Origin of the sequence: Bradyrhizobium diazoefficiens USDA 110 (assembly GCF_000011365.1) — a bacterium.
Classification (GTDB): Bacteria; Pseudomonadota; Alphaproteobacteria; order Rhizobiales; family Xanthobacteraceae; genus Bradyrhizobium; species Bradyrhizobium diazoefficiens.
The window spans coordinates 1,892,533-1,912,694 of record NC_004463.1; the positions used below are offsets into that span (position 1 = coordinate 1,892,533).

Sequence of the window (20,162 nt, forward strand, 5' to 3'; positions counted from 1 at the left end):
TGGGAAGCGGATGCTCAATTCAACAGAGAAAAAGCGGATTTTGGTGCTCGGCATTGGCAATATTCTGTGGGCCGATGAGGGATTCGGTGTGCGTGCGGTCGAGGAGTTTCATCGTAGCTACGCGGTCGATGATACGTCACCGTTCTCGATGGCGGCACCCAGGGGCTCTACCTCGTTAGTTTTCTTGAGGGGGCCGACTGCCTGATCGTGTTCGACGCCATCGACTATGGATTGCTGCCCGGGCAGTTGGAGCTTGTACGAGATGACGAAGTGCCAAAATTCACGGGGGCCAAGAAGGTGAGCCTGCATCAGATGGGCTTCCAGGAGGTCTTGAGCGCGGCCGATTTGCTTGGCCGCCGCCCGCGAGAGCTCGCTCTTATCGGCTGCCAGCCGATGGATCTGGAGAATTGGGGCGGTCCGCTGACCGCGCCGGTGCGCTTTCAGATTCCCCCCGCGATTAGACTGGCCTGTAAGCTCCTAGAGCAGTGGGACTCGCCGGCAAAACCGCGGAGTGCGCCGCTGCCTGCATCAGAACGGCTGTTGGCGAACAATATTGACCATGCGAATTATGAAATGAAAGGCAGAGCCGATCTAGCGGCCTGCGGCTGATTATGTGCCTTGGCTTGCCAATGACGATTGTCGAGACCGACGGTGTCACCGCGTTATGCGAGTATGGCAATGAGCAGCGGCGCATCTCCGTCGTGCTGCTCGCTGATGTACGGGCCGGCGCCAAGGTGCTCGTTCATATCGACAGCGCAGTGCGGCTCCTGGACGAAAACGAAGCAAGGCTGATCTGCAAAGCACTTGACGGGCTTGAGGCCAGCCTCAACGGTCAGAGCTGCGATCGCTTCTTTGCGGACTTGATCGGTCACGAGCCGCAATTGCCGGAGCACCTACGCTAGCGCTTCCGCTCCCTTGCACCGGCTGGGGTTCATAGACCGGATTCCAGTCGCAGGACCATCGGCTTGGACAACGTCAGGCGCTACGCCGTTGGGTCGAACGCGACTCGCGCACCTAGAGATGATTGGCATGCGCCTTGCTAACCGCCATGCTGGCAGAACCGATCATGATCAGAGAGGAGTGTGATGAAGTTGCAGCCGGCTCAGCATGCTCTGACACGGCCCGCTCCGTCCGACGACGTGGAGGGCGTTAGCGCCGATGCGCGCCTGGTCGCGCACGTTCCCAGGAAGGCGACCTTGATGCCGCTGCCGGCGGCTGATCCCCTACATATTCTGCGGATCAGTGAAGCACCCTCGCGCGGCCCTGGTGGCACACTGACCGGCCGGCCCGGCCAGCGTAGACTGTCGACGCCGCGCCTATCCCCGAGGAACAATATACTCTGCCTGATCGGCAAGAGACCGGATCGTTTGCTCACGATCAACCGCATCTCCTCACCGATCCTTTGGGCACTCGCCGGCAGCACCGGCGCCGTCAAGTGCAATACCCCTCGACACAGACAATGGAACATCGCATCGTGAAAGCAGCGATCCCCGTTGTATCTGGCGGCGCCGGCCGCGCGGCGAGCGGCTTTACCACAGGTTCTGGAACTCTCGATGTATTCTATCGCGGCGCGACAAGTGCGCTTGTCAATCGCGTTTGGCGGGTTTGCGACGAACGTGCAAGGAAGTATCCGAACGCTGCCCTGCTAATGTCAAATGTCGCTGCTGCTGTTGGGGGTCAGAGAAGCGGTGATCCGACACAATTGTACGGACTCGCAAATTTCAGCGATGCCGAGCGCAAGCTGATTGACGAATTGCTCGGGGAAGGCGAGGTGACCGGGTGGTTGCGTTGCCGGACGGCAGTTTGGCACAAATCCGGGAGTCCGTGCATGCCGGAATCTGGCGCGTGCGCATCGGAACCGAACCGGCGCACGAATATGTCGAGGTTGGAGCGATTCCGCAGATTGTCCGGCGTGCCGCAACTGACCTGACATCAACCGAACTTCTGATTGACACGCCGCCGGATGGCGCGATGAACGTTCAACCGGTGCTGGCCGAAATACGCGAGCGGGCCAGCGTCTGGCAATTTTGCATGAATGCGCATGTCATCAATCTGACGTTACTGCCAATGAGCGTTGTCGACTTGACATTCCTGCAGCAAAGCTTGGGCAACGGACCCGTCCAACTCATGTTGCGGGGCTACGGTGCCTGCAGAGTGCAGGCAACCGGGACTAGGAATGTTTGGTCCGTGCAGTTCTTCAATTCTACGGACAACATCATCCTTGATACGGTGGAGGTCGGGGGCGTGCCGATTGTTGCGTTGGCTGCCGACGAGGATTTCCAGGACTCTGCCGGACGCGTGCAGGAAATTCTCGAGGCGTACTTCACATGATGCGCTCGGGCACTCGACATCAGTTGCGTTCCCACAGACGGCGCCTTCGGATGGATCATAGCTTGCGCGGGGGGAGGGGGCAGCATTGCGCATGAACCTCACTGCAAGCAACAAAATCCATGTCCGCGTATTGCTAGCTGCCGACGTAGTCGCCTCGGTCGAGATCCAGCCGCGAGTCCGGCCGCCGCTGGGTCGGATATTCGCCGGAAAGCAGGCCTCGTCACTGCTCAACGCAGTGCCGCGGCTCTTCGCGTTATGTGCCGCTGCGCAGCAAACCGCACTGTTGACCGCGATCGAAACGGCGCGCGACGAAGTGATCACCCTCGCAAAAAAAACAGCATCGTATTGCGCTGATCGTTACCGAGCGCATCATGGATTTGGCACGGGGCCTATTTGCCGGACATCTCACGCTAGAGGTCGCCAGTGCGGCAGCAATCCGCTCCCTGATGTCGGAATTGTCAGCGCTTGTTCGCTCCGCCCAGCGAGCCTCGTGCCCCCCCTCAACGGGAAGCAACAGCGCGGATCGCGGCGGCGCTGGCCGCGCTGGGCGTACCGAATGAGGGACGCGCGCTCAGGTCCGGCAGCCCACTGTCGCTTCGCGTCGCGGCGCTTCATGAGGCCGGCTTGAAGTCGGCTCCGGCAGCATACTCGTTCCTGTCCGCTGCTGACGACTTCAACATCGCGAAGCGATTGCTCGGGGATGATTCGACGTTTTGCGATTGTCCGGATCTGGAAGGACATGTGCCCGAGACGGGTCCTTGGGCGCGCCAAATGACCCGGGATCGGTTCTTGCTGAGACCCTTCGGTGCGGCCGAGCGGCTGATGGCCAGAATAGTTGAAATCGTCCGGGCTATGTGCCTGGCTTGAGGCCGGCGCTCAGCCGGATACCGCAGAGCATGGGATTATCGAAAGATATAAGCTTGGGCCCGGTCGTGCAGCGGCCGCGGTCGAATGCGCCAGGGGACGTCTCTACCACGCTGTTGAGCTTGACGCTCACGGCCGGATATCTCGCTTCGAATTCCTGGCGCCGACGGAGTGGAATTTCCATAAGCGCGGACCGCTTGTACGGAACCTGCAGGGCGCCGTGCTGACAGCTCCGCGGCGCTGTGATGCAGTCCACGCGGTGATTGCGTCGCTGGATCCGTGCGTCGGGTTCACTCTCAATTTTCGTGAATTTCACGATGCATGAAATGGCCATTTGCATGGGGATCATTCAGATCGTCGAGGAGAAGGTACGGGAGCGATCCTCTTCGCGGGTGCGGAGCGTCTGTTTGGAATTGGGAACGCTGAGTCATGCCGCGCCTGAAGCGATCAGGTTCTGCTTTGCTGTCGCTGCAATGCGGACCGTTGCCGAAGGCGCCGCGCTTAATATCGTTGAACTACCGGGCGTTGCCTGGTGCATGAGCTGTTCGAAGAGCGTTGAAATTGCACGCCGGGGTGATTGCTGTCCTTGCTGCGGCAGTTATCAGTTGCAGGTAACCGCGGGCGAACAGATGCGCGTGAAAGCGCTGGAGATCGATTGATGTGTACCGTTTGCGGCTGCACGGAAGGTACACCGACGACCAAACACTCGAGGACAAATGATGCGAAGAGCCACGAGCGATACAATGACCATGTGCGGGACTCTTGCGATGGCCATTCTCCTCTTCGCCGGCCGGCCCACCATCAGGCACATGGCATACAGCCGCTTCCGAGCGGCGGCGCCGGCTCGGCTGATTCAAGGGTCGGGGGCATGAGCGGAAAGCAGGTCATCGAGATCGAGCGCGATATCCTGGGCAAGAATAATGGGATTGCGGCGGTCAACCGGGCCCTCTTCCTTGCCGATGACGTTCTCGTGTTTAATCTTTTATCCAGTCCCGGTGCAGGTAAAACGACGCTGCTGGTCCGTGCCGCGTCCGAGCTCAAGCGCAGCCGCCCGGTCGGTGTCATCGAAGCGACCAGCAGACCTCGAACGACGCTGAACGTATTCAGGCTGTCGGCGTGCCAGCCGTTCAAATCAATACCGGCAAGAATTGTCATCTCGATGCTGCAATGATCGGCGGAGCTTATCGCCGCTTGCCCCTGCTTTCAGGCGGCATTCTCTTCATCGAGAACGTCGGTAATCTGATCTGTCCCGCTGCCTTCGATCTTGGCGAGGCCTGCAAGATCGTGGTGTTCTCGATTACGGAAGGTGAAGACAAGCCCCTCAAATGTCCTGATATGTTTGCTGCTTCATCCCTCGTGGTGATCAACAAGATCGATCTGGCGCCGCTGCTTGAATTCGATTTGGAAAAGACCATCGAGAGAGCTGGCCTCGCAAATTCGGACAGTAGCTTGAGTGGATTTTCTGCCTGACAGCGGCGAGGATTCTTGCTGCGAATCAGGAGCGAAGATGACGAAGAAGAGCCGCCGGACGCATTCTCCGGCATTCAAGGCGAAGGTTGCTTTGGCTGCGGTCAAAGGAGACAAGACACTGGCGGAGCTGGCGCAACTGTTTGATGTTCATCCGAACCAGATCACGATCTGGAAAAACCAGCTCCTGGAAGGCGCCGCCGGCGTGTTTGGGCATGACAAGACATCGGCCGAGACGCCGGTCGATTTGAAGGCGTTACATGCCAAGATCGGCGAGCTGGCGTTGGAAAACGATTTTTTGTCCGGCGCGCTCACCAAGGCGGGCCTGCTGAGCGCAAAGCGATGATCGACCGCGGTCATGATCTTTCTATCGTGCGCCAGGCGAAGGTCCTGAAGCTGGCTCGCAGCACGGTCTACTATGAACCTCGGCCAGTTTCGGCCGAGGACCTTGCCTTGATGCGTCGGCTCGATGAGCTGCATCTCGATTATCCCTTCGCGGGAGCGCGTATGCTGCGATCGTTGCTGCGGCGGGAGGGGGTATACGCCGGTCGCCGCCACATCGCGACGCTGATGAAGCGCATGGGGATCGAGGCGGTCTATCGTCGCCCGAACACGAGCAAGCCGGCTCCGGGTCACAAGATCTACCCGTACTTGTTGCGCGGATTGAAGATCGAGCGGCCCGACCATGCGTGGGCAATGGACATCACCTACATTCCGATGCGGCGTGGCTTCGTCTATCTCGCGGCGGTCGTCGATGTGTTCAGCCGACGGGTCCTGGCCCATCGCGTCTCGATCACAATGGAGGCGGCCTTCTGCGTCCAAGCGGTCCAGGAGGCGTTGGCGAAGCACGGCAGACCCGAGATTTTCAACACGGATCAGGGCAGCCAGTTCACCAGCCTCGAGTTCACCGATGTGCTGCTGGACGCGAAGATCGCCATCAGCATGGACGGCAAGGGCGCCTGGCGCGACAACGTGTTTGTCGAGCGGCTCTGGCGCACGGTCAAATACGAAGAAGTTTATCTCCGCGCCTACGACAGCGTGTCCGAGGCGCGAGCGTCAATTGCCAAGTATCTGGCCTTCTACAATCAGGGACGCCCTCACTCGAGCCTTGACGGGCGCACGCCCGACGAGGCTTACTTCGGCACGCAAGCTATGGTGATGGCCGCATGACCGTCGCCGACGATTTTGTCGTCGCTCTGGTCGGGCTACGCCCTCCCGACGCAACGACAAAATCGTAAAGCCCCGCGTTCAGCATAACCCGGCAGGAATCCACTTAAATCCAGCGCGGCGCTGTCCAAACAACCGGGGCCAGCTCTGAGTATGCCAGACGGGTCAACCCAAAGATTGACGTGCTTGTCGTTTCGGCTCGTACTGGCGAGGGCTTTGGCGCGCTCTACGCCTGGATCAACAGGCAGGCGCGCCGTCAGAGGCGCGCCTTAGAGGACGCAAGGCGATGAGCGCCGCAGCCACCTGCGATCGAAAGCGACTGCGCGTGCGCGTGAGTGGAGCAGTGCAAGGGGTTGGCTTTCGTCCCTACGTCTATGGACTAGCCATGCGGTACGGATTGGCGGGATTTGTCATCAATGGTCCCGAGGGCGTTCTCATCGAGGTCGAGGGGCACCGTACGTCTGAGTTTATTGCCGCGTTGCCGCAGCGTGGAGAGGCTGGCCCGGTCATCGTTGTCACCAGTGCAAATCTCTACGGCGAACCCCTGCTGATCGATAACGTGGAGGCGTTGAGACAGCTCAAGGGGGTCGCCGACCTGGTCGTGACCCATGATCGCGATATCTTGGCGTGCGCTGATGATTCCGTGGTTTCGGTGGCCGCTGGCCGGGACCAATTCATCCGTCGTGCTCGCGGCTATGTTCCCGAGCCAATTCGGCTTGCAAGGTCTGTCCCGCCCGTGCTCGCCGTCGGCGGGATACTGAAGTCGACCGTCACCATCACGCGGGACGACCAAGCGTTCGTCTCTCAGCATATTGGCGATCTAAATACGGCCGAAAGCATCCGTGCGTTCGAGAAGACGATCCGGCACCTCACATCGAGCCTCGGCGTGGAGCCTGTCGCCGTCGCCCATGATTTGCATCCCGATATGGCTTCTACCCGGTTTGCGGAAGCAAATGCTCGCGCGCTAGTCGCGGTTCAGCATCACCATGCACACGCTGCCGCAGTAATCGCTGAGCACGGCCATGCGGGACCTGCGCTTGCCCTGGTGCTCGATGGCCATGGCTTTGGCTCCGACGGCGGTAACTGGGGTGGCGAATTATTGTTGTGCGAAGAGACGTCGTCCCAGCGCATCGGGCACTTAGCGCCCCTGCAGATACCGGGTGGAGATCGTGCAGCCCGCGAGCCGTGGCGCATGGCCAGCGCAGTATTACACGGGCTCGGCCGGGGTAACGAAATCGGGCAGCGCTTTGCCGCGCAGCGGCAAGCCGGCTGTCTGTCGGACTTGCTCGATCAGCCGGGCGGGACCACCACGACCAGTGCGGGACGGTTGTTCGACGCGGCAGCGGCGCTGCTAGGTATTGCGAATCTGCAGAGCTATGACGGCGAAGCAGCGTTGAAGCTCGAAGCGCTGGTGCGGGGTACTACGATTCTGGAAGCCGGCTGGACGATCGAGGGCGGCGTGCTGTCCCTTGGTCCGCTATTTTCACGTTTGATTGCTGATGACATTGACGCTGCCGGAGGAGCCGGGCTGTTTCATGGCACGTTAGCCGCTGCCTGCGTTGACTGGGTCACACGCTCTGCGCGGACAACCGGCATCAATACCGTGGTTCTGAGCGGCGGCTGCTTCCTGAACGCGGTGCTGGCGGACAAAATCCCGCGGGGGTGCAGCGATGCCGGTCTTACCCCCCTGGTACCGCGACGGCTGCCGCCCAATGACGGCGGTTTGAGCCTCGGCCAGGCCTGGATTGCGGCTCTAAAGATTGCTCAACAGCCGCCCGCCGGGCAGGAGCTGCCTGATATGTGTCTTTCGGTTCCGGCAAAGATCGCGAAAATTCTTCCCAACGAAATGGCCCTCGTGTTCATCGATGGCGTCAACCTGGAGATATCGATTGCCCTCCTCGACGAGCTCGACGTCGGCGATTTCGTCCTGGTCCATGTCGGCTATGCGCTCGCTAAGATCGATCCGGCGGAAGCCAAGCGCACGCTAGAGCTCCTGCAGGAGCTAGGCGCTGCGAAGGAATGCCGATCGTGAAATATTCCAGCGAATTTCGCGACAAGACTATCGCGCAGGGACTTGCGCGAGCAATTGACGCTGAGGTCAGTTCACAACGAGCCTACCGGTTCGTGGAATTTTGCGGTGGACACACTCATGCAATCTCCCGCTACGGTCTTGAGGATCTGCTGCCCGCGAACGTTCGGATGATCCACGGGCCCGGTTGTCCCGTCTGCGTTCTGCCGGCGAGCCGTATCGACATGGCGATCCGGCTCGCCGAGCGGCCAGAGGTCATTCTGTGCGTCTACGGCGACCTGATGCGCGCGCCTGGGTCGCAAGGGCAGTCCCTGTTGCTTGCCAAAGCGCTGGGTGCCCACATTCGGATGGTCTACTCGACCCTCGACGCTATCCGGCTCGCCGAACAGACGCCGGGCCGCGAAGTGGTCTTCTTTGCCATCGGATTTGAGACCACGACGCCCCCGACGGCGGTCATGATCAGGATTGCCGAGCACAAGCGGCTCGAGGGCCTTAGCGTGTTCTGCAATCACGTTCTTACGCCCTCTGCGATGCACCGCATTCTCGAGAACCCGAAGATCCGCAACACGGGCGGGGTCCCCATTGACGGCTTCATCGGGCCTGCACATGTCAGCACCATTGTCGGTACGCAGCCTTACGAGCCCATGGCGGAACAATTCGAGAAGCCGATCGTGGTCGCCGGATTTGAACCCCTCGACGTGCTGCAGGCTGTCCTGATGCTGGTGCGGCAAGTGAACCAAAACCGCCACGAGGTGGAAAACCAATACAGCCGTGCAGTGACACGCGAAGGCAACCGGCGCGCCAAGGAGGAGGTCTCGCAGGTCTTCGAGCTGCGTGAGCAGTTTGAATGGCGCGGGCTTGGACTGGTACCCAACAGCGGACTGAAGCTGAAGCAATCATATGCAAAATTCGACGCCGAGACGCGCTTTGCGATCCATGACCTGCGTGTCGCAGACAATCCGGCCTGCGAATGCTGCGCGATCCTGCGTGGCGCCAAACGGCCGATCGATTGCAAGTTGTTTGGCAATATCTGCACGCCGGAAACGCCCATAGGAGCCTGCATGGTGTCATCAGAAGGAGCTTGTGCGGCGTATTGGACCTATCGCCGAGTTCGCGATGAGCAGGCGAGGCAGACGTCATGAGCGTGAAAGCCTATCAACGCAAGCTCGATGTGGAGAACGGACGCGTTGAACTTTCCCACGGGGCCGGAGGCCGTGCCATGGCACAGCTAATCTCCGGCCTCTTTCATCAGGCCTTCGGTAATGAATGGCTCGCCGGCTCCAATGATCAGTCGGCGTTCGATGTTACCGCAGGCAGGATGGTGATGACGACTGATGGCTATGTGATTTCGCCACTGTTCTTTCCTGGCGGCAACATCGGGTCATTGGCTGTGCACGGCACGATTAATGACATCGCGATGTCCGGTGCGCGTCCTCTCTATTTGTCGGCCAGCTTTATCATCGAGGAGGGTTTCCGGTTTTCGGATCTCAAGACGATCGCGGAGTCGATGGGCGCGGCGGCATGTGCCGCCGGCGTCTATATCATTGCCGGGGATACCAAGGTGGTCGAGCGTGGCAAGGCGGACGGTCTGTTCATCTCTATGACCGGGATCGGGCTGGTGGCCGATGGGCTCGATCTTTCCGCTGACAAGGCAAAGGTCGGGGACCGTGTGCTGCTGTCCGGTAGCCTCGGTGATCATGGGGTGGCGATCATGTCAAAGCGTCAGAACGTTGCATTTCAAACCGAAATCGTCTCCGACTCAGCAGCGTTGCATAGTCTCGCTGCGGCCATGGTTGCCGCTGGCGGTGGCGGCATCCGGGTAATGCGCGACCCTACGCGCGGCGGGCTCGCTGCGGCTCTCAATGAGATCGCGCTTCAATCAGAGCTCGGCTTCCATCTGCAGGAATCGATGATTCCGGTGAAGCCTGCGGTTGCGGCTACCTGCGAACTGCTTGGACTCGAACCGATCCATGTTGCCAACGAAGGCAAGCTCGTCGCGATCGTGGCGCCGGATTCTGCCGATGCCGTTCTCGCAGCCATGAAGGCGCACCCCCTCGGGTCCAATGCGGCCGATATCGGTGAGGCGGTGGCTGACGATCACAAATTTGTGCAGATGACGACCGATTTCGGCGGCCGGCGAATCGTCGACTGGCTGTGGGGGGAACAATTGCCTCGGATCTGTTGAACAGGCTGCGCAACGTCCATTTCTTGGCCGCCATTTACTGACAACGCCATTAGCCCTCAGCTCAACAAGCGTTTCGCTTGATAGGCAATCCTACCTAATTGGCAAATTGCTGTCTTTGCTGCTTGAGGAGTTCGGCGAGGCTGGATTTCGGTTGTTGGCTTTTCTGCGGGCCGCGACTGCAATTCGGAACGATTCACCGGCATCGCGCAGTTTTCGACGGCTAAGTTCAGCGAACAGGATCACACGATCTACCCAGCACCCCTGGGTTTGAAATCCTGCGAAGCCTCGCAAATATCGCTGAATTCCTGCGCCATTTTGCCCGGCTGCGTCGCGATATCGCTGCGCGCTTCCGATAAGAAGGCGCGTCAGGCAGGGAGTATTCAAATGAAGGTCGGAGTTCCAAAGGAAATCAAGGCGCACGAATATCGCGTGGGCCTTACCCCAGGAGCTGCCCGTGAATACGTGGCAGCGGGCCACCGCGTGATGATCGAGACCAATGCCGGCGCTGGCATTGGTGCAACCGATGGCGATTATCGCAATGCCGGCGCAACGATCTTAACTTCGGCAGCTGAGGTATTCGCATCGAGCGAGATGATCGTAAAGGTCAAGGAGCCTCAGCCGGCCGAATGGTCCCAGCTGCGTGAGGATCAAATCCTGTTCACCTATTTGCACTTGGCCCCGGACCCGGAACAGGCTGCCGGCCTCTTGAAATCTGGATGCATTGCAATCGCCTATGAGACCGTAACTGATGCTCATGGTGGTCTTCCACTGCTGGCGCCGATGAGCGAGGTCGCGGGCAGGCTTTCGATCGAAGCGGCGGGTAGCGCTCTAAAGCGGAGTACAGGGGGGCGAGGGCTGCTGATCGGTGGGGTGCCCGGGGTTCAGCCTGCCCGAATCGTGGTGATTGGAGGTGGGGTCGTCGGTACGCACGCCGCGCGCATGGCGGCTGGTCTGGGCGCAGAGGTGACCATCATCGATCGTTCGATCATCCGGCTCCGTGAGCTGGACGAGCTATTCGAAGGACGGGTTCGCACTAGGTTTTCGACCATCGAATCCGTGGAGGAAGAGGTATTTGCGGCGGACGTGGTGATTGGTGCGGTGCTCGTCCCAGGGGCAAGCGCTCCGAAGCTGGTCCGCCGGAGCATGCTGAGCTCAATGCGCAAGAGAGCCGTACTCGTGGACGTCGCTATCGATCAGGGCGGCTGCTTTGAGACATCGCGCCCAACCACTCACGCTGATCCAACATACGAAGTAGATGGCATCATTCATTATTGTGTGGCCAATATGCCGGGTGCCGTGCCGCTAACCTCGAGCCAGGCACTGAATAACGCGACCCTGCCGTTTGGTTTGGCTCTGGCCAACAAGGGTTTTTCCGCCGTACTCGAGAATCCACATCTGCGCGCAGGCCTCAACGTCCATCGGGGCCGGCTAACATACAAGGCGGTGGCCGAGAGCCTCGGGCTGCCCTTCTCCCCGATCGAACAGGCTGCGGCCTGATCCCAGAGGCCCTCATGGGCGTTTCCTCCCTGACTAAGGCCACCCTTCGGGGTGGCTCTTTTTTTCGGCTATTAATCAACTGACCTCCGCCAGTATTGATTAGGAGTGCGGAACGAAGCAGAGGATCACCGGACGAACGCCTGCCTCAACCGCCGCCAGGATAGGGAGACGATGTACCTTCCGGTCCCATTGAGTGAAGCCGACAAGATGCGCCGCGGGCGACCTGATACTTGCCCGGACAGCTCCATGATGTCGCGACACATCGATCATAGCCGCGGCAGGCGGCCTTAAGGATCTCGGATCGTTCCCTAATGCTGGAGAAGGTGGTTTACCTGATCGCTGACGGCCGTGACACCGATCATGCGCAAACCACAGGATCGAGATCAGATTGTCATGTTCGTTGTAGGATTTGCGACACCGTATCGGGTCGGCGACCTGCGTTATCGAAATTTCTTCAGATGAATCAAGCTCAAGATGTCTGGCACAAGACTTGATAGCAAGAAACTGTTCCGCACCTTTTGCTTATGGAATAGCACTGATGGCCTACAAGATAATCGCATCCCAATGCACGGTCTGCGGTGCGTGCGAGTTCGAGTGTCCCAATGCCGCGATTAGCCTGAAGAACGACATCTATGTGATCAATCCGTCCCAGTGTACCCAATGTGAGGGGCATTCTGACGCGCCAAAGTGCGCCGTGGTTTGCCCCGTGCCAGATACTTGCGTGCCCGCATAGGAGCGGCAGCCGATGAGAGGGGCTCCTGCACGAAGCATGATGAAGATAATATCCAAAACAGCCGCCTTTGCGACCCGTCTCCCGTTTTCCTCGCTCGCTAGTACCCACTTTTCTTGGAACGTGAGTCGTGATTCAAGGTCGGGATGATACCCGAAGCAAGAGAAGTCCACCTTTCGAGGAAAGATCGCAAGGTGCTTGAGGCGTGCTGTCGCTCACCGGTGACGTTGCAGCGCGATTTGAAGCGGGCGCGGATAGTTCTGTTGGCGGCGGATGGGCGCAGCACCCGGTCGATCGCCAAGGAAGTTGGGGTCCAGCCGCGGATTGTCAGCCTTTGGCGGCATCGCTATGCCGACCATGGCCTTGAAGGGCTGCAAGACAAGCCGCGGCCTGGCAAGCAGCCGATCTATACGAAGACGACCGACAAGCGGATTCTGAAGCTGCTGGATAAGCCGCCACCGCAAGGGTTTGCGCGCTGGACCGGCCCCCTGCTGGCCGAGGCGCTGGGCGATGTCGATGTCCAATATGTCTGGCGGTTCCTGCGCAGCCACAAGATTGACCTGGTGGCTCGCAAGTCCTGGTGCGAGAGCAACGACCCGAACTTTACGGCCAAAGCCGCCGATGTTGTCGGCCTCTATGTCGCGCCGCCGGCGAAGGCCATTGTGCTGTGCGTGGACGAGAAGCCCTCGATCCAGGCTTTGGAGCGAGCGCAGGGTTATCTGAAGTTGCCCAGTGGCCGCGCCTTAACCGGCCAAAGCCACGATTACAAGCGGCATGGCACCACAACATTGTTTGCGGCGCTCGAAGTCGCCACCGGAAAGATCATCGCGACCCATTCAAAACGCCGGCGCCGCGTCGAGTTTCTCGATTTCATGAACAGCGTCACCGCGGCTTTTCCGAACCGCAAGCTTCACGTCATCCTCGACAACCTCAACACCCATAAAAAGAACGAGGACTGGCTCAAGGCCCACCCCAACGTGCAATTTCATTTCACGCCGACAAGTGCGCCATGGCTCAATCAGGTCGAAGTATGGTTTTCCATCTTGCAGGGGCAGTCGCTCAGCGGCACCTCCTTCACGAGCCTCAAGCAGCTTCAGGAACACATCGATGCCTACGTCAACGCATACAACGACAGAGCCGAGCCCTTCGTCTGGACCAAGAAAAAGGTCCGTCAACGCCGTTTCAAAGGCCGCCGTATCACTCAGCTCTGATTCCGGGGACTAGCCCCGTGTTCGAAGAGAGCTGGCCCCGGTTGTTTGGACAGCGCCCCGCTGGATTTAAGTGGATTCCTGCCGGGTTATGCTGAACGCGGGGCTTTACGATTTTGTCGTTGCGTCGGGAGGGCGTAGCCCGACCAGAGCGACGACAAAATCGTCGGCGACGGTCATGCGGCCATTGCGGAGATAAACTTCTTCGTATTTGACCGTGCGCCAGAGCCGCTCGACAAACACGTTGTCGCGCCAGGCGCCCTTGCCGTCCAACGCGCCTAGTCGTCGGGCGCGTCCCCTAGCCACAACGCAATGCTGATGGCGATCTTCGCGTCCAGCAGCACATCGGTGAACTCGAGGCTGGTGAACTGGCTGCCCTGGTCCGTGTTGAAAATCGCGGGCCTGCCGTGCTTCGCCAACGCCTCCTGGACCGCTTCGACGCAGAAGGCCGCCTCCATTGTGATCGAGACGCGATGGGCCAGGACCCGTCGGCTGAACACATCGACGACCGCCGCGAGATAGACGAAGCCACGCCGCATCGGAATGTAGGTGATGTCCATTGCCCACGCATGGTCGGGCCGCTCGATCTTCAATCCGCGCAACAGGTACGGGTAGATCTTGTGACCCGGAGCCGGCTTGCTCGTGTTCGGGCGACGATAGACCGCCTCGATCCCCATGCGCTTCATCAGCGTCGCGACGTGGCGGCGACCGGCGTATACGCCCTCCCGCCGCAGCAACGATCGCAGCATACGCGCTCCCGCGAAGGGATAATCGAGATGCAGCTCATCGAGCCGACGCATCAAGGCAAGGTCCTCGGCCGAAACTGGCCGAGGTTCATAGTAGACCGTGCTGCGAGCCAGCTTCAGGACCTTCGCCTGGCGCACGATAGAAAGATCATGACCGCGGTCGATCATCGCTTTGCGCTCAGCAGGCCCGCCTTGGTGAGCGCGCCGGACAAAAAATCGCTTTCCAACGCCAGCTCGCCGATCTTGGCATGTAACGCCTTCAAATCGACCGGCGTCTCGGCCGATGTCTTGTCATGCCCAAACACGCCGGCGGCGCCTTCCAGGAGCTGGTTTTTCCAGATCGTGATCTGGTTCGGATGAACATCAAACAGTTGCGCCAGCTCCGCCAGTGTCTTGCCGCCTTTGACCGCAGCCAAAGCAACCTTCGCCTTGAATGCCGGAGAATGCGTCCGGCGGCTCTTCTTCGTCATCTTCGCTCCTGATTCGCAGCAAGAATCCTCGCCGCTGTCAGGCAGAAAATCCACTCAAGCTACTGTCCGAATTTGCGGGGCCAGCTCTGTGTCCCTCGGCATGTACAACGCACGCGAAGACATCGATGTGATCGTGCGTGCCCCTTATCAAGGCGCGACGATGCTCGTGTGATCTAACGAGCCTAAGAAGTTCACGTGGCGTCGAGGTAGCTCGCCTTGAGATCTAGAGCGCGAGATCGCGCACGTCATTACATCGCAGGTGAGCACCTGTAGGTTTCAATAAGTATGAAGGATTGGAAGCCAGACTTGCGGCCTGCTTCCGCCTTACACCGCAGAGCGTTGCTGTCGCGCATAAACTCAAAAACTCCGCCGTGAATTTCACGCGCGGCCGCCTTGTTCCATTTCGAACACCGCCAAACCAAGAGTCCCTCGCAAAGGCGAGATGTCGGATTCGCAACAACAGCCCGTCACCGTACAAGTCGCGCTAAGAAACTGTTGTTGTTCTAGTTTTAGTGCTCATGAGACCCTGGCATGCCGGTTGCAAAGTCTTGGATCAAGAAGCCGCCCTCCCAACAGCTAACCTTTTAAAGGACACCAGATGAGTCTCGCCACGACCAACAGCGTCGCAGAAATCAGGGCTCGCAACAAAGAGCTGATCGAGGAGGTGCTGAAGGTCTATCCGGAGAAAACCGCGAAAAGGCGTGCCAAGCACCTCAACGTGCACCAAGCAGGTAAGTCGGACTGCGGGGTGAAGTCCAACATCAAATCCATACCCGGCGTGATGACGATAAGAGGGTGCGCCTATGCAGGGTCGAAGGGGGTGGTCTGGGGACCAATCAAGGACATGGTTCATATTAGCCATGGCCCGGTTGGCTGCGGCCAATATTCATGGGGCTCGCGGCGCAACTATTACGTTGGCACCACGGGCATCGATAGCTTCGTGACTCTGCAGTTCACCTCCGACTTCCAGGAAAAGGATATCGTATTTGGCGGCGACAAGAAACTGGACAAAATCCTTGATGAAATCCAAGAGCTGTTTCCACTCAACAACGGCATTACGATACAATCAGAGTGCCCGGTAGGGTTGATCGGTGACGATATCGAGGCGGTGTCAAGGGCGAAATCCAAAGAATATGGAGGCAAGACCATCGTGCCGGTCCGTTGTGAGGGCTTTCGGGGTGTGTCGCAGTCACTAGGCCATCACATTGCAAACGATGCGGTACGCGATTGGATTTTCGGGCATATCGAGGCCGAGGGCAAACCAAAGTTCGAGCCGACACCATACGATGTTGCGATCATCGGAGACTACAATATCGGCGGCGATGCTTGGTCATCGCGAATTCTGCTTGAAGAGATGGGACTACGGGTAATCGCGCAGTGGTCCGGCGACGGTTCACTGGCCGAGCTCGAAGCAACGCCGAAGGCAAAGCTCAACATTCTGCATTGCTACCGTTCCATGAACTATATCTCACGCCACATGGAAGAGAAGTTCGGCATCCCTTGGTGCGAGTACAACTTCTTCGGACCTTCAAAGATCGCGGACTCACTGCGCAGGATTGCGGGTTATTTTGACGACAAGATCAAGGAAGGCGCCGAGCGAGTGATCGAGAAGTATCAGCCGCTGGTGGACGCCGTGATTGCAAAATATCGCCCGCGCCTCGAGGGCAAGACGGTGATGCTGTACGTCGGCGGCCTTCGTCCGCGTCATGTGATTGGCGCGTACGAGGACCTCGGGATGGACGTCATTGGCACTGGCTACGAGTTCGGTCACAACGACGACTATCAGCGCACAGCTCAGCACTACGTGAAAGACAGCACCCTCATCTATGATGACGTCAATGGCTATGAGTTCGAGCGCTTCGTCGAAAAACTCCAGCCTGATCTTGTCGGCTCAGGCATCAAGGAAAAGTACGTTTTCCAAAAGATGAGTGTGCCGTTCCGGCAGATGCATTCGTGGGACTATTCGGGTCCATATCACGGTTATGACGGCTTTGCGATCTTCGCGCGCGACATGGACATGGCCGTCAACTCGCCAATTTGGAAAAGAACGAAAGCTCCCTGGAAGGAAGCGCCGAGCGCCAAGCTCCAGGCTGCAGAATAACGCAACTCGTCTCGCTCTCCGGGAAAGCCCGGGCGATTCCAATCTGATAGTGAAGGATTTCACCGATGCCGCAGAGTGCCGAACACGTGCTCGATCATGTCGAACTGTTCCGCGGTCCAGAATACCAGCAAATGCTGGCGAAGAAGAAGATATTCGAGAATCCGCGCGATCCTGCCGAGGTCGAACGTATCAAGGAATGGACCAAAACGGCCGAATATCGCGAAAAAAACTTCGCGCGGGAGGCGCTGGCGGTAAATCCGGCGAAGGCGTGTCAGCCGCTTGGCGCCGTATTCGCCTCTGTCGGCTTTGAGCGCACGCTGCCCTTCGTCCACGGCAGCCAAGGCTGTGTGGCCTATTACCGCAGTCATTTGTCGCGGCACTTCAAGGAGCCTAGCTCCTGTGTCTCTTCATCAATGACGGAAGATGCTGCCGTATTCGGCGGTCTGAACAACATGACCGACGGGCTCGCGAACAGCTACAAGATGTACAAGCCCAAGATGATTGCGGTTTCCACAACCTGCATGGCCGAAGTGATCGGCGATGACCTGAACGCCTTCATCAAGACGTCGAAAGAAAAGGGCTCGGTTCCGGCAGACTTCGACGTGCCGTTCGCCCACACGCCCGCATTCGTTGGCAGTCACGTCACCGGCTACGACAATGCCCTCAAAGGCATTCTGGAGCATTTTTGGGACGGCAAGGCCGGAACAGCGCCGAAGCTGGAGCGCAAACCGAATGGAGCGATCAACATCATTGGCGGGTTCGATGGATATACCGTCGGGAACCTTCGCGAGATTAAGCGCATCTTGGAATTGATGGGCATCCAGCACACAGTTCTCGCCGACAATTCTGAAGTGTTCGACACTCCGACAGACGGCGAATTCCGGATGTATGACGGTGGTACGACGCTGAAGGATGCGGCGAACGCGATTCACGCCAAGGCGACCATCTCCATGCAGCAATGGTGCACGGAAAAAACGCTGTCATTTGCGGCAGAGCATGGCCAGGACGTTCTATCCTTCAACTACCCGGTAGGCTTATCAGCAACGGATGACTTTATCGTCGCGCTGTCACGCATCAGCGGCAAGGAGATTCCGGAGCAACTCGCGCGAGAACGTGGCCGCTTGGTTGATGCCATTGCCGACTCAAGCGCTCATGTTCATGGCAAAAAGTTCGCGATCTATGGCGATCCGGATCTTTGCTATGGATTGGCTGCGTTTCTGCTCGAACTCGGCGCCGAGCCGACCCATGTGCTGTCCACCAATGGCAACAAAGCGTGGCAGGAGAAAATGCAGGCGCTGCTTGCAAGCTCGCCATTTGGACAGGGCTGCCAAGTCTATCCGGGGCGGGATCTCTGGCACATGCGTTCACTCTTGTTCACCGAGCCGGTCGATTTTCTGATTGGCAACACCTATGGGAAGTATCTGGAGCGTGATACCGCAACGCCACTGATCCGCATCGGCTTTCCGATTTTCGACCGGCATCACCATCACCGCTCCCCCATATGGGGCTATCAGGGCGGTCTGAATGTGCTGGTCAAGATCCTGGACAAGATCTTCGACGAGATCGACAACAAGACCAACATTCTTGGCAAAACCGACTACAGCTTCGACATCATTCGTTGATGAGCAACTACACGTGCCATCGTCCAGGACTGGACGATGGCACGAGCACATAACGGTTGAGTTTACAATTTGTTGCCCTGAGAGGAAGCAGGATGAGTTCACTGGCGGCCACGGTCCAGGATATCTTCGACGAGCCGGGCTGCGCCAAGAATGGCAGTAAGTCTGAGGCGGAACGCAGGAACGGCTGTACCAGACAGTTGCAGCCGGGTAGCGCTGCGGGTGGCTGTGCTTTCGACGGCGCGAAGGTTGCGCTGCAGCCGTTCACCGATGTCGCTCACTTGGTACATGGCCCGATCGCGTGCGAAGGTAATTCCTGGGACAATCGCGGCGCGGCGTCGTCCGGCTCGGATTTGTGGCGCACCGCTTTCACAACCGATTTGAGCGAAACCGATATTGTATTCGGAGGCGAGAAGCGGCTGTGCAAAGCGATCAAGGAGATCATCGACAAGTGCGATCCGCCCGCAATCTTCGTCTATCAAACCTGCATCCCGGCGATGATCGGCGATGACATCAATGCAGTCTGCAAGGCAGCGTCGCGAAGATTCTCAAAACCGGTGATCCCGATCAATTCTCCGGGCTTCGCCGGTTCGAAAAACCTCGGTAACAAGCTCGCGGGCGAAGCCTTGCTCGACTACGTGATCGGCACGCGAGAACCGGACTACACCACGCCGTACGACATCAATCTGATCGGAGAATACAACCTTTCAGGAGAGCTCTGGCAGGTGAAGCCAGTGTTAGACGAGCTTGGAGTGCGAATTCTCTGCTGCATTTCGGGCGATGGCAAATACCGCGAAGTCGCTTCATCTCATCGCGCGCGGGCGGCAATGTTGGTGTGCTCAAAATCCATGATCAACGTGGCACGCAAGATGGAGCAACGTTACGGGATCCCATTCTTCGAGGGGTCGTTCTACGGTATTCAGGATTCAAGCGAATCGCTACGCCAGATCGCCCGCTTATTGGTTGAGCGCGGCGCCCCGGCAGATCTGCTCGGGCGCACCGAAGCGGTGATCGCGCGCGAGGAAGCGCGGGCGTGGGCTGCCATCCAGCCGTACAAGCCGCGACTCGAAGGCAAAAGGGCCTTGTTAATGACCGGCGGTGTCAAGTCATGGTCGGTCGTCTCGGCGCTCCAGGAAGCCGGGCTGGAATTAGTCGGAACCAGTGTGAAGAAATCGACCATGGAAGACAAGGAGCGCATCAAGGAGCTCATGGGGCAGGATGCCCACATGATCGACGACATGACTGCGCGCGAAATGTACAAGATGTTGAAGGACGCAGAAGCGGACATCATGCTATCGGGCGGCAAGTCGCAATTTGTCGCGCTGAAGGCGGCGGTGCCATGGGTCGATATCAACCAGGAGCGTTGCCACGCCTATATGGGCTATGCCGGAATAGTCAAGCTGGTGGAGGAGATCGATAATTCGCTCTCAAGCCCGATGTGGGAGCAGCTACGTCGGCCAGCGCCATGGGAGGCTTTGGCCAAAGCGCGGGAGCAGATGCAGTCCATGGCCGCGATCGCCGGCGATCCGGTCCTCGCCGAAACAGCGCGCCGCGCGAGGAATATCTGCGTGTGTAACAGGGTTGATCTGGGCACGATTGAGGACGCAATCTCCGTGCACGGCTTGAGGAGCGTCGCAGCGGTCCGAGAGCATACCAATGCGGCCGGTGGCTGCTGTCAAGGACGCATCGAAGATATGTTGATGTCCGAGCCATCTGATATGCGACAGGCCGCAGAGTAGGGAGTCGCC

At 58.8% G+C, this 20,162-nt stretch carries 15 protein-coding genes and 3 pseudogenes; 17 read left to right on the plus strand and 1 reads right to left on the minus strand.

Annotated elements, in window-relative coordinates; genetic code table 11:
• The first annotated feature begins 10 nt into the window (after positions 1-10).
• The 14 genes and pseudogenes from BJA_RS08720 to BJA_RS08780 all read left to right on the plus strand — a co-directional run bounded on the left by BJA_RS08720 (position 11) and on the right by BJA_RS08780 (position 13,481).
• Positions 11-609 (plus strand): annotated as a pseudogene (locus tag BJA_RS08720) (HyaD/HybD family hydrogenase maturation endopeptidase).
• Between the two features lie 2 nt (positions 610-611).
• The gene (locus BJA_RS08725) at positions 612-902 is read left to right on the plus strand and encodes a HypC/HybG/HupF family hydrogenase formation chaperone (protein WP_011084536.1); all 291 of its coding nucleotides are present in this window, start codon (positions 612-614) and stop codon (positions 900-902) included.
• Positions 903-1,474: 572 nt separating this feature from the next.
• Positions 1,475-2,331, plus strand: a pseudogene (locus tag BJA_RS43975) (hydrogenase expression/formation protein).
• 835 nt (positions 2,332-3,166) lie between these two features.
• Entirely contained in the window at positions 3,167-3,520 is a 354-nt protein-coding gene (locus BJA_RS42850; RefSeq protein ID WP_014497978.1) for a nickel-dependent hydrogenase large subunit, read from the plus strand.
• A complete protein-coding gene (gene hypA / locus BJA_RS08740) occupies positions 3,513-3,854 on the plus strand; it encodes a hydrogenase maturation nickel metallochaperone HypA (RefSeq protein WP_011084541.1) in 342 nt (113 codons plus the stop codon). The genes BJA_RS42850 and hypA overlap by 8 nt, the downstream gene beginning before the upstream one ends.
• Positions 3,855-4,063: 209 nt before the next feature.
• Entirely contained in the window at positions 4,064-4,366 is a 303-nt protein-coding gene (locus BJA_RS42855; protein WP_014497976.1) for a hypothetical protein, read from the plus strand.
• Entirely contained in the window at positions 4,312-4,665 is a 354-nt protein-coding gene (gene hypB, locus BJA_RS42860) for a hydrogenase nickel incorporation protein HypB (protein ID WP_011084543.1), read from the plus strand. The genes BJA_RS42855 and hypB overlap by 55 nt, the downstream gene beginning before the upstream one ends.
• 37 nt (positions 4,666-4,702) lie before the next feature.
• Positions 4,703-5,832, plus strand: a protein-coding gene (locus BJA_RS08750; protein WP_085967575.1) for an IS3-like element ISRj2 family transposase whose coding sequence is annotated in 2 segments (ribosomal slippage) — positions 4,703-4,955 and positions 4,955-5,832 — 1,131 coding nt in all. Because the reading frame shifts where the segments join, the coding sequence is not laid out codon by codon here.
• A 283-nt stretch (positions 5,833-6,115) separates the two neighbouring features.
• Positions 6,116-7,861 (plus strand): HypC/HybG/HupF family hydrogenase formation chaperone, encoded by a 1,746-nt coding sequence (gene hypC / locus BJA_RS08755; RefSeq protein WP_011084544.1) that lies wholly within the window; start codon positions 6,116-6,118, stop codon positions 7,859-7,861.
• Positions 7,858-9,000: a hydrogenase formation protein HypD gene (gene hypD / locus BJA_RS08760; RefSeq protein ID WP_028154318.1), complete on the plus strand. Its 1,143-nt coding sequence runs from the start codon at positions 7,858-7,860 to the stop codon at positions 8,998-9,000. The genes hypC and hypD overlap by 4 nt, the downstream gene beginning before the upstream one ends.
• Positions 8,997-10,043 (plus strand): hydrogenase expression/formation protein HypE, encoded by a 1,047-nt coding sequence (gene hypE / locus BJA_RS08765; protein ID WP_011084546.1) that lies wholly within the window; start codon positions 8,997-8,999, stop codon positions 10,041-10,043. Before hypD ends, hypE begins: the two co-directional genes overlap by 4 nt.
• A 384-nt stretch (positions 10,044-10,427) precedes the next feature.
• A complete protein-coding gene (gene ald, locus BJA_RS08770) occupies positions 10,428-11,540 on the plus strand; it encodes an alanine dehydrogenase (protein ID WP_011084547.1) in 1,113 nt (370 codons plus the stop codon).
• A gap of 538 nt (positions 11,541-12,078) precedes the next feature.
• Complete coding sequence (locus tag BJA_RS08775; protein ID WP_011084548.1) at positions 12,079-12,273, plus strand: 4Fe-4S binding protein; 195 nt, start codon at positions 12,079-12,081, stop codon at positions 12,271-12,273.
• 143 nt (positions 12,274-12,416) lie between these two features.
• Complete coding sequence (locus BJA_RS08780) at positions 12,417-13,481, plus strand: IS630-like element ISRj1 family transposase (protein WP_011084549.1); 1,065 nt, start codon at positions 12,417-12,419, stop codon at positions 13,479-13,481.
• Positions 13,482-13,667: 186 nt separating this feature from the next.
• Here the strand turns inward: BJA_RS08780 and BJA_RS08785 are convergent.
• Positions 13,668-14,694: pseudogene (locus tag BJA_RS08785) on the minus strand (IS3 family transposase); the annotation flags it as partial.
• Between the two features lie 598 nt (positions 14,695-15,292).
• Here BJA_RS08785 and nifD point away from each other — a divergent pair.
• The 3 genes from nifD (at position 15,293) to nifE (ending at position 20,153) form a co-directional block, all read left to right on the plus strand.
• The gene (gene nifD, locus BJA_RS08790; protein ID WP_011084552.1) at positions 15,293-16,795 is read left to right on the plus strand and encodes a nitrogenase molybdenum-iron protein alpha chain; all 1,503 of its coding nucleotides are present in this window, start codon (positions 15,293-15,295) and stop codon (positions 16,793-16,795) included.
• 65 nt (positions 16,796-16,860) lie between these two features.
• A complete protein-coding gene (nifK, locus tag BJA_RS08795; RefSeq protein WP_011084553.1) occupies positions 16,861-18,417 on the plus strand; it encodes a nitrogenase molybdenum-iron protein subunit beta in 1,557 nt (518 codons plus the stop codon).
• 92 nt (positions 18,418-18,509) lie between these two features.
• Positions 18,510-20,153: a nitrogenase iron-molybdenum cofactor biosynthesis protein NifE gene (gene nifE / locus BJA_RS08800; RefSeq protein WP_011084554.1), complete on the plus strand. Its 1,644-nt coding sequence runs from the start codon at positions 18,510-18,512 to the stop codon at positions 20,151-20,153.
• Positions 20,154-20,162: the final 9 nt, after the last annotated feature.

Excerpts from the sequence above, each read along its gene's own strand:
- BJA_RS08725 (WP_011084536.1), top strand. The coding sequence starts at position 612 with ATGTGCCTTGGCTTGCCAATGACGATTGTCGAGACCGACGGTGTCACC.
- hypA (WP_011084541.1), top strand. The coding sequence starts at position 3,513 with ATGCATGAAATGGCCATTTGCATGGGGATCATTCAGATCGTCGAGGAG.
- BJA_RS42855 (WP_014497976.1), top strand. The coding sequence starts at position 4,064 with ATGAGCGGAAAGCAGGTCATCGAGATCGAGCGCGATATCCTGGGCAAG.
- hypC (WP_011084544.1), top strand. The coding sequence starts at position 6,116 with ATGAGCGCCGCAGCCACCTGCGATCGAAAGCGACTGCGCGTGCGCGTG.
- hypE (WP_011084546.1), top strand. The coding sequence starts at position 8,997 with ATGAGCGTGAAAGCCTATCAACGCAAGCTCGATGTGGAGAACGGACGC.
- ald (WP_011084547.1), top strand. The coding sequence starts at position 10,428 with ATGAAGGTCGGAGTTCCAAAGGAAATCAAGGCGCACGAATATCGCGTG.
- BJA_RS08775 (WP_011084548.1), top strand. The coding sequence starts at position 12,079 with ATGGCCTACAAGATAATCGCATCCCAATGCACGGTCTGCGGTGCGTGC.
- BJA_RS08780 (WP_011084549.1), top strand. The coding sequence starts at position 12,417 with ATGATACCCGAAGCAAGAGAAGTCCACCTTTCGAGGAAAGATCGCAAG.
- nifD (WP_011084552.1), top strand. The coding sequence starts at position 15,293 with ATGAGTCTCGCCACGACCAACAGCGTCGCAGAAATCAGGGCTCGCAAC.
- nifK (WP_011084553.1), top strand. The coding sequence starts at position 16,861 with ATGCCGCAGAGTGCCGAACACGTGCTCGATCATGTCGAACTGTTCCGC.
- nifE (WP_011084554.1), top strand. The coding sequence starts at position 18,510 with ATGAGTTCACTGGCGGCCACGGTCCAGGATATCTTCGACGAGCCGGGC.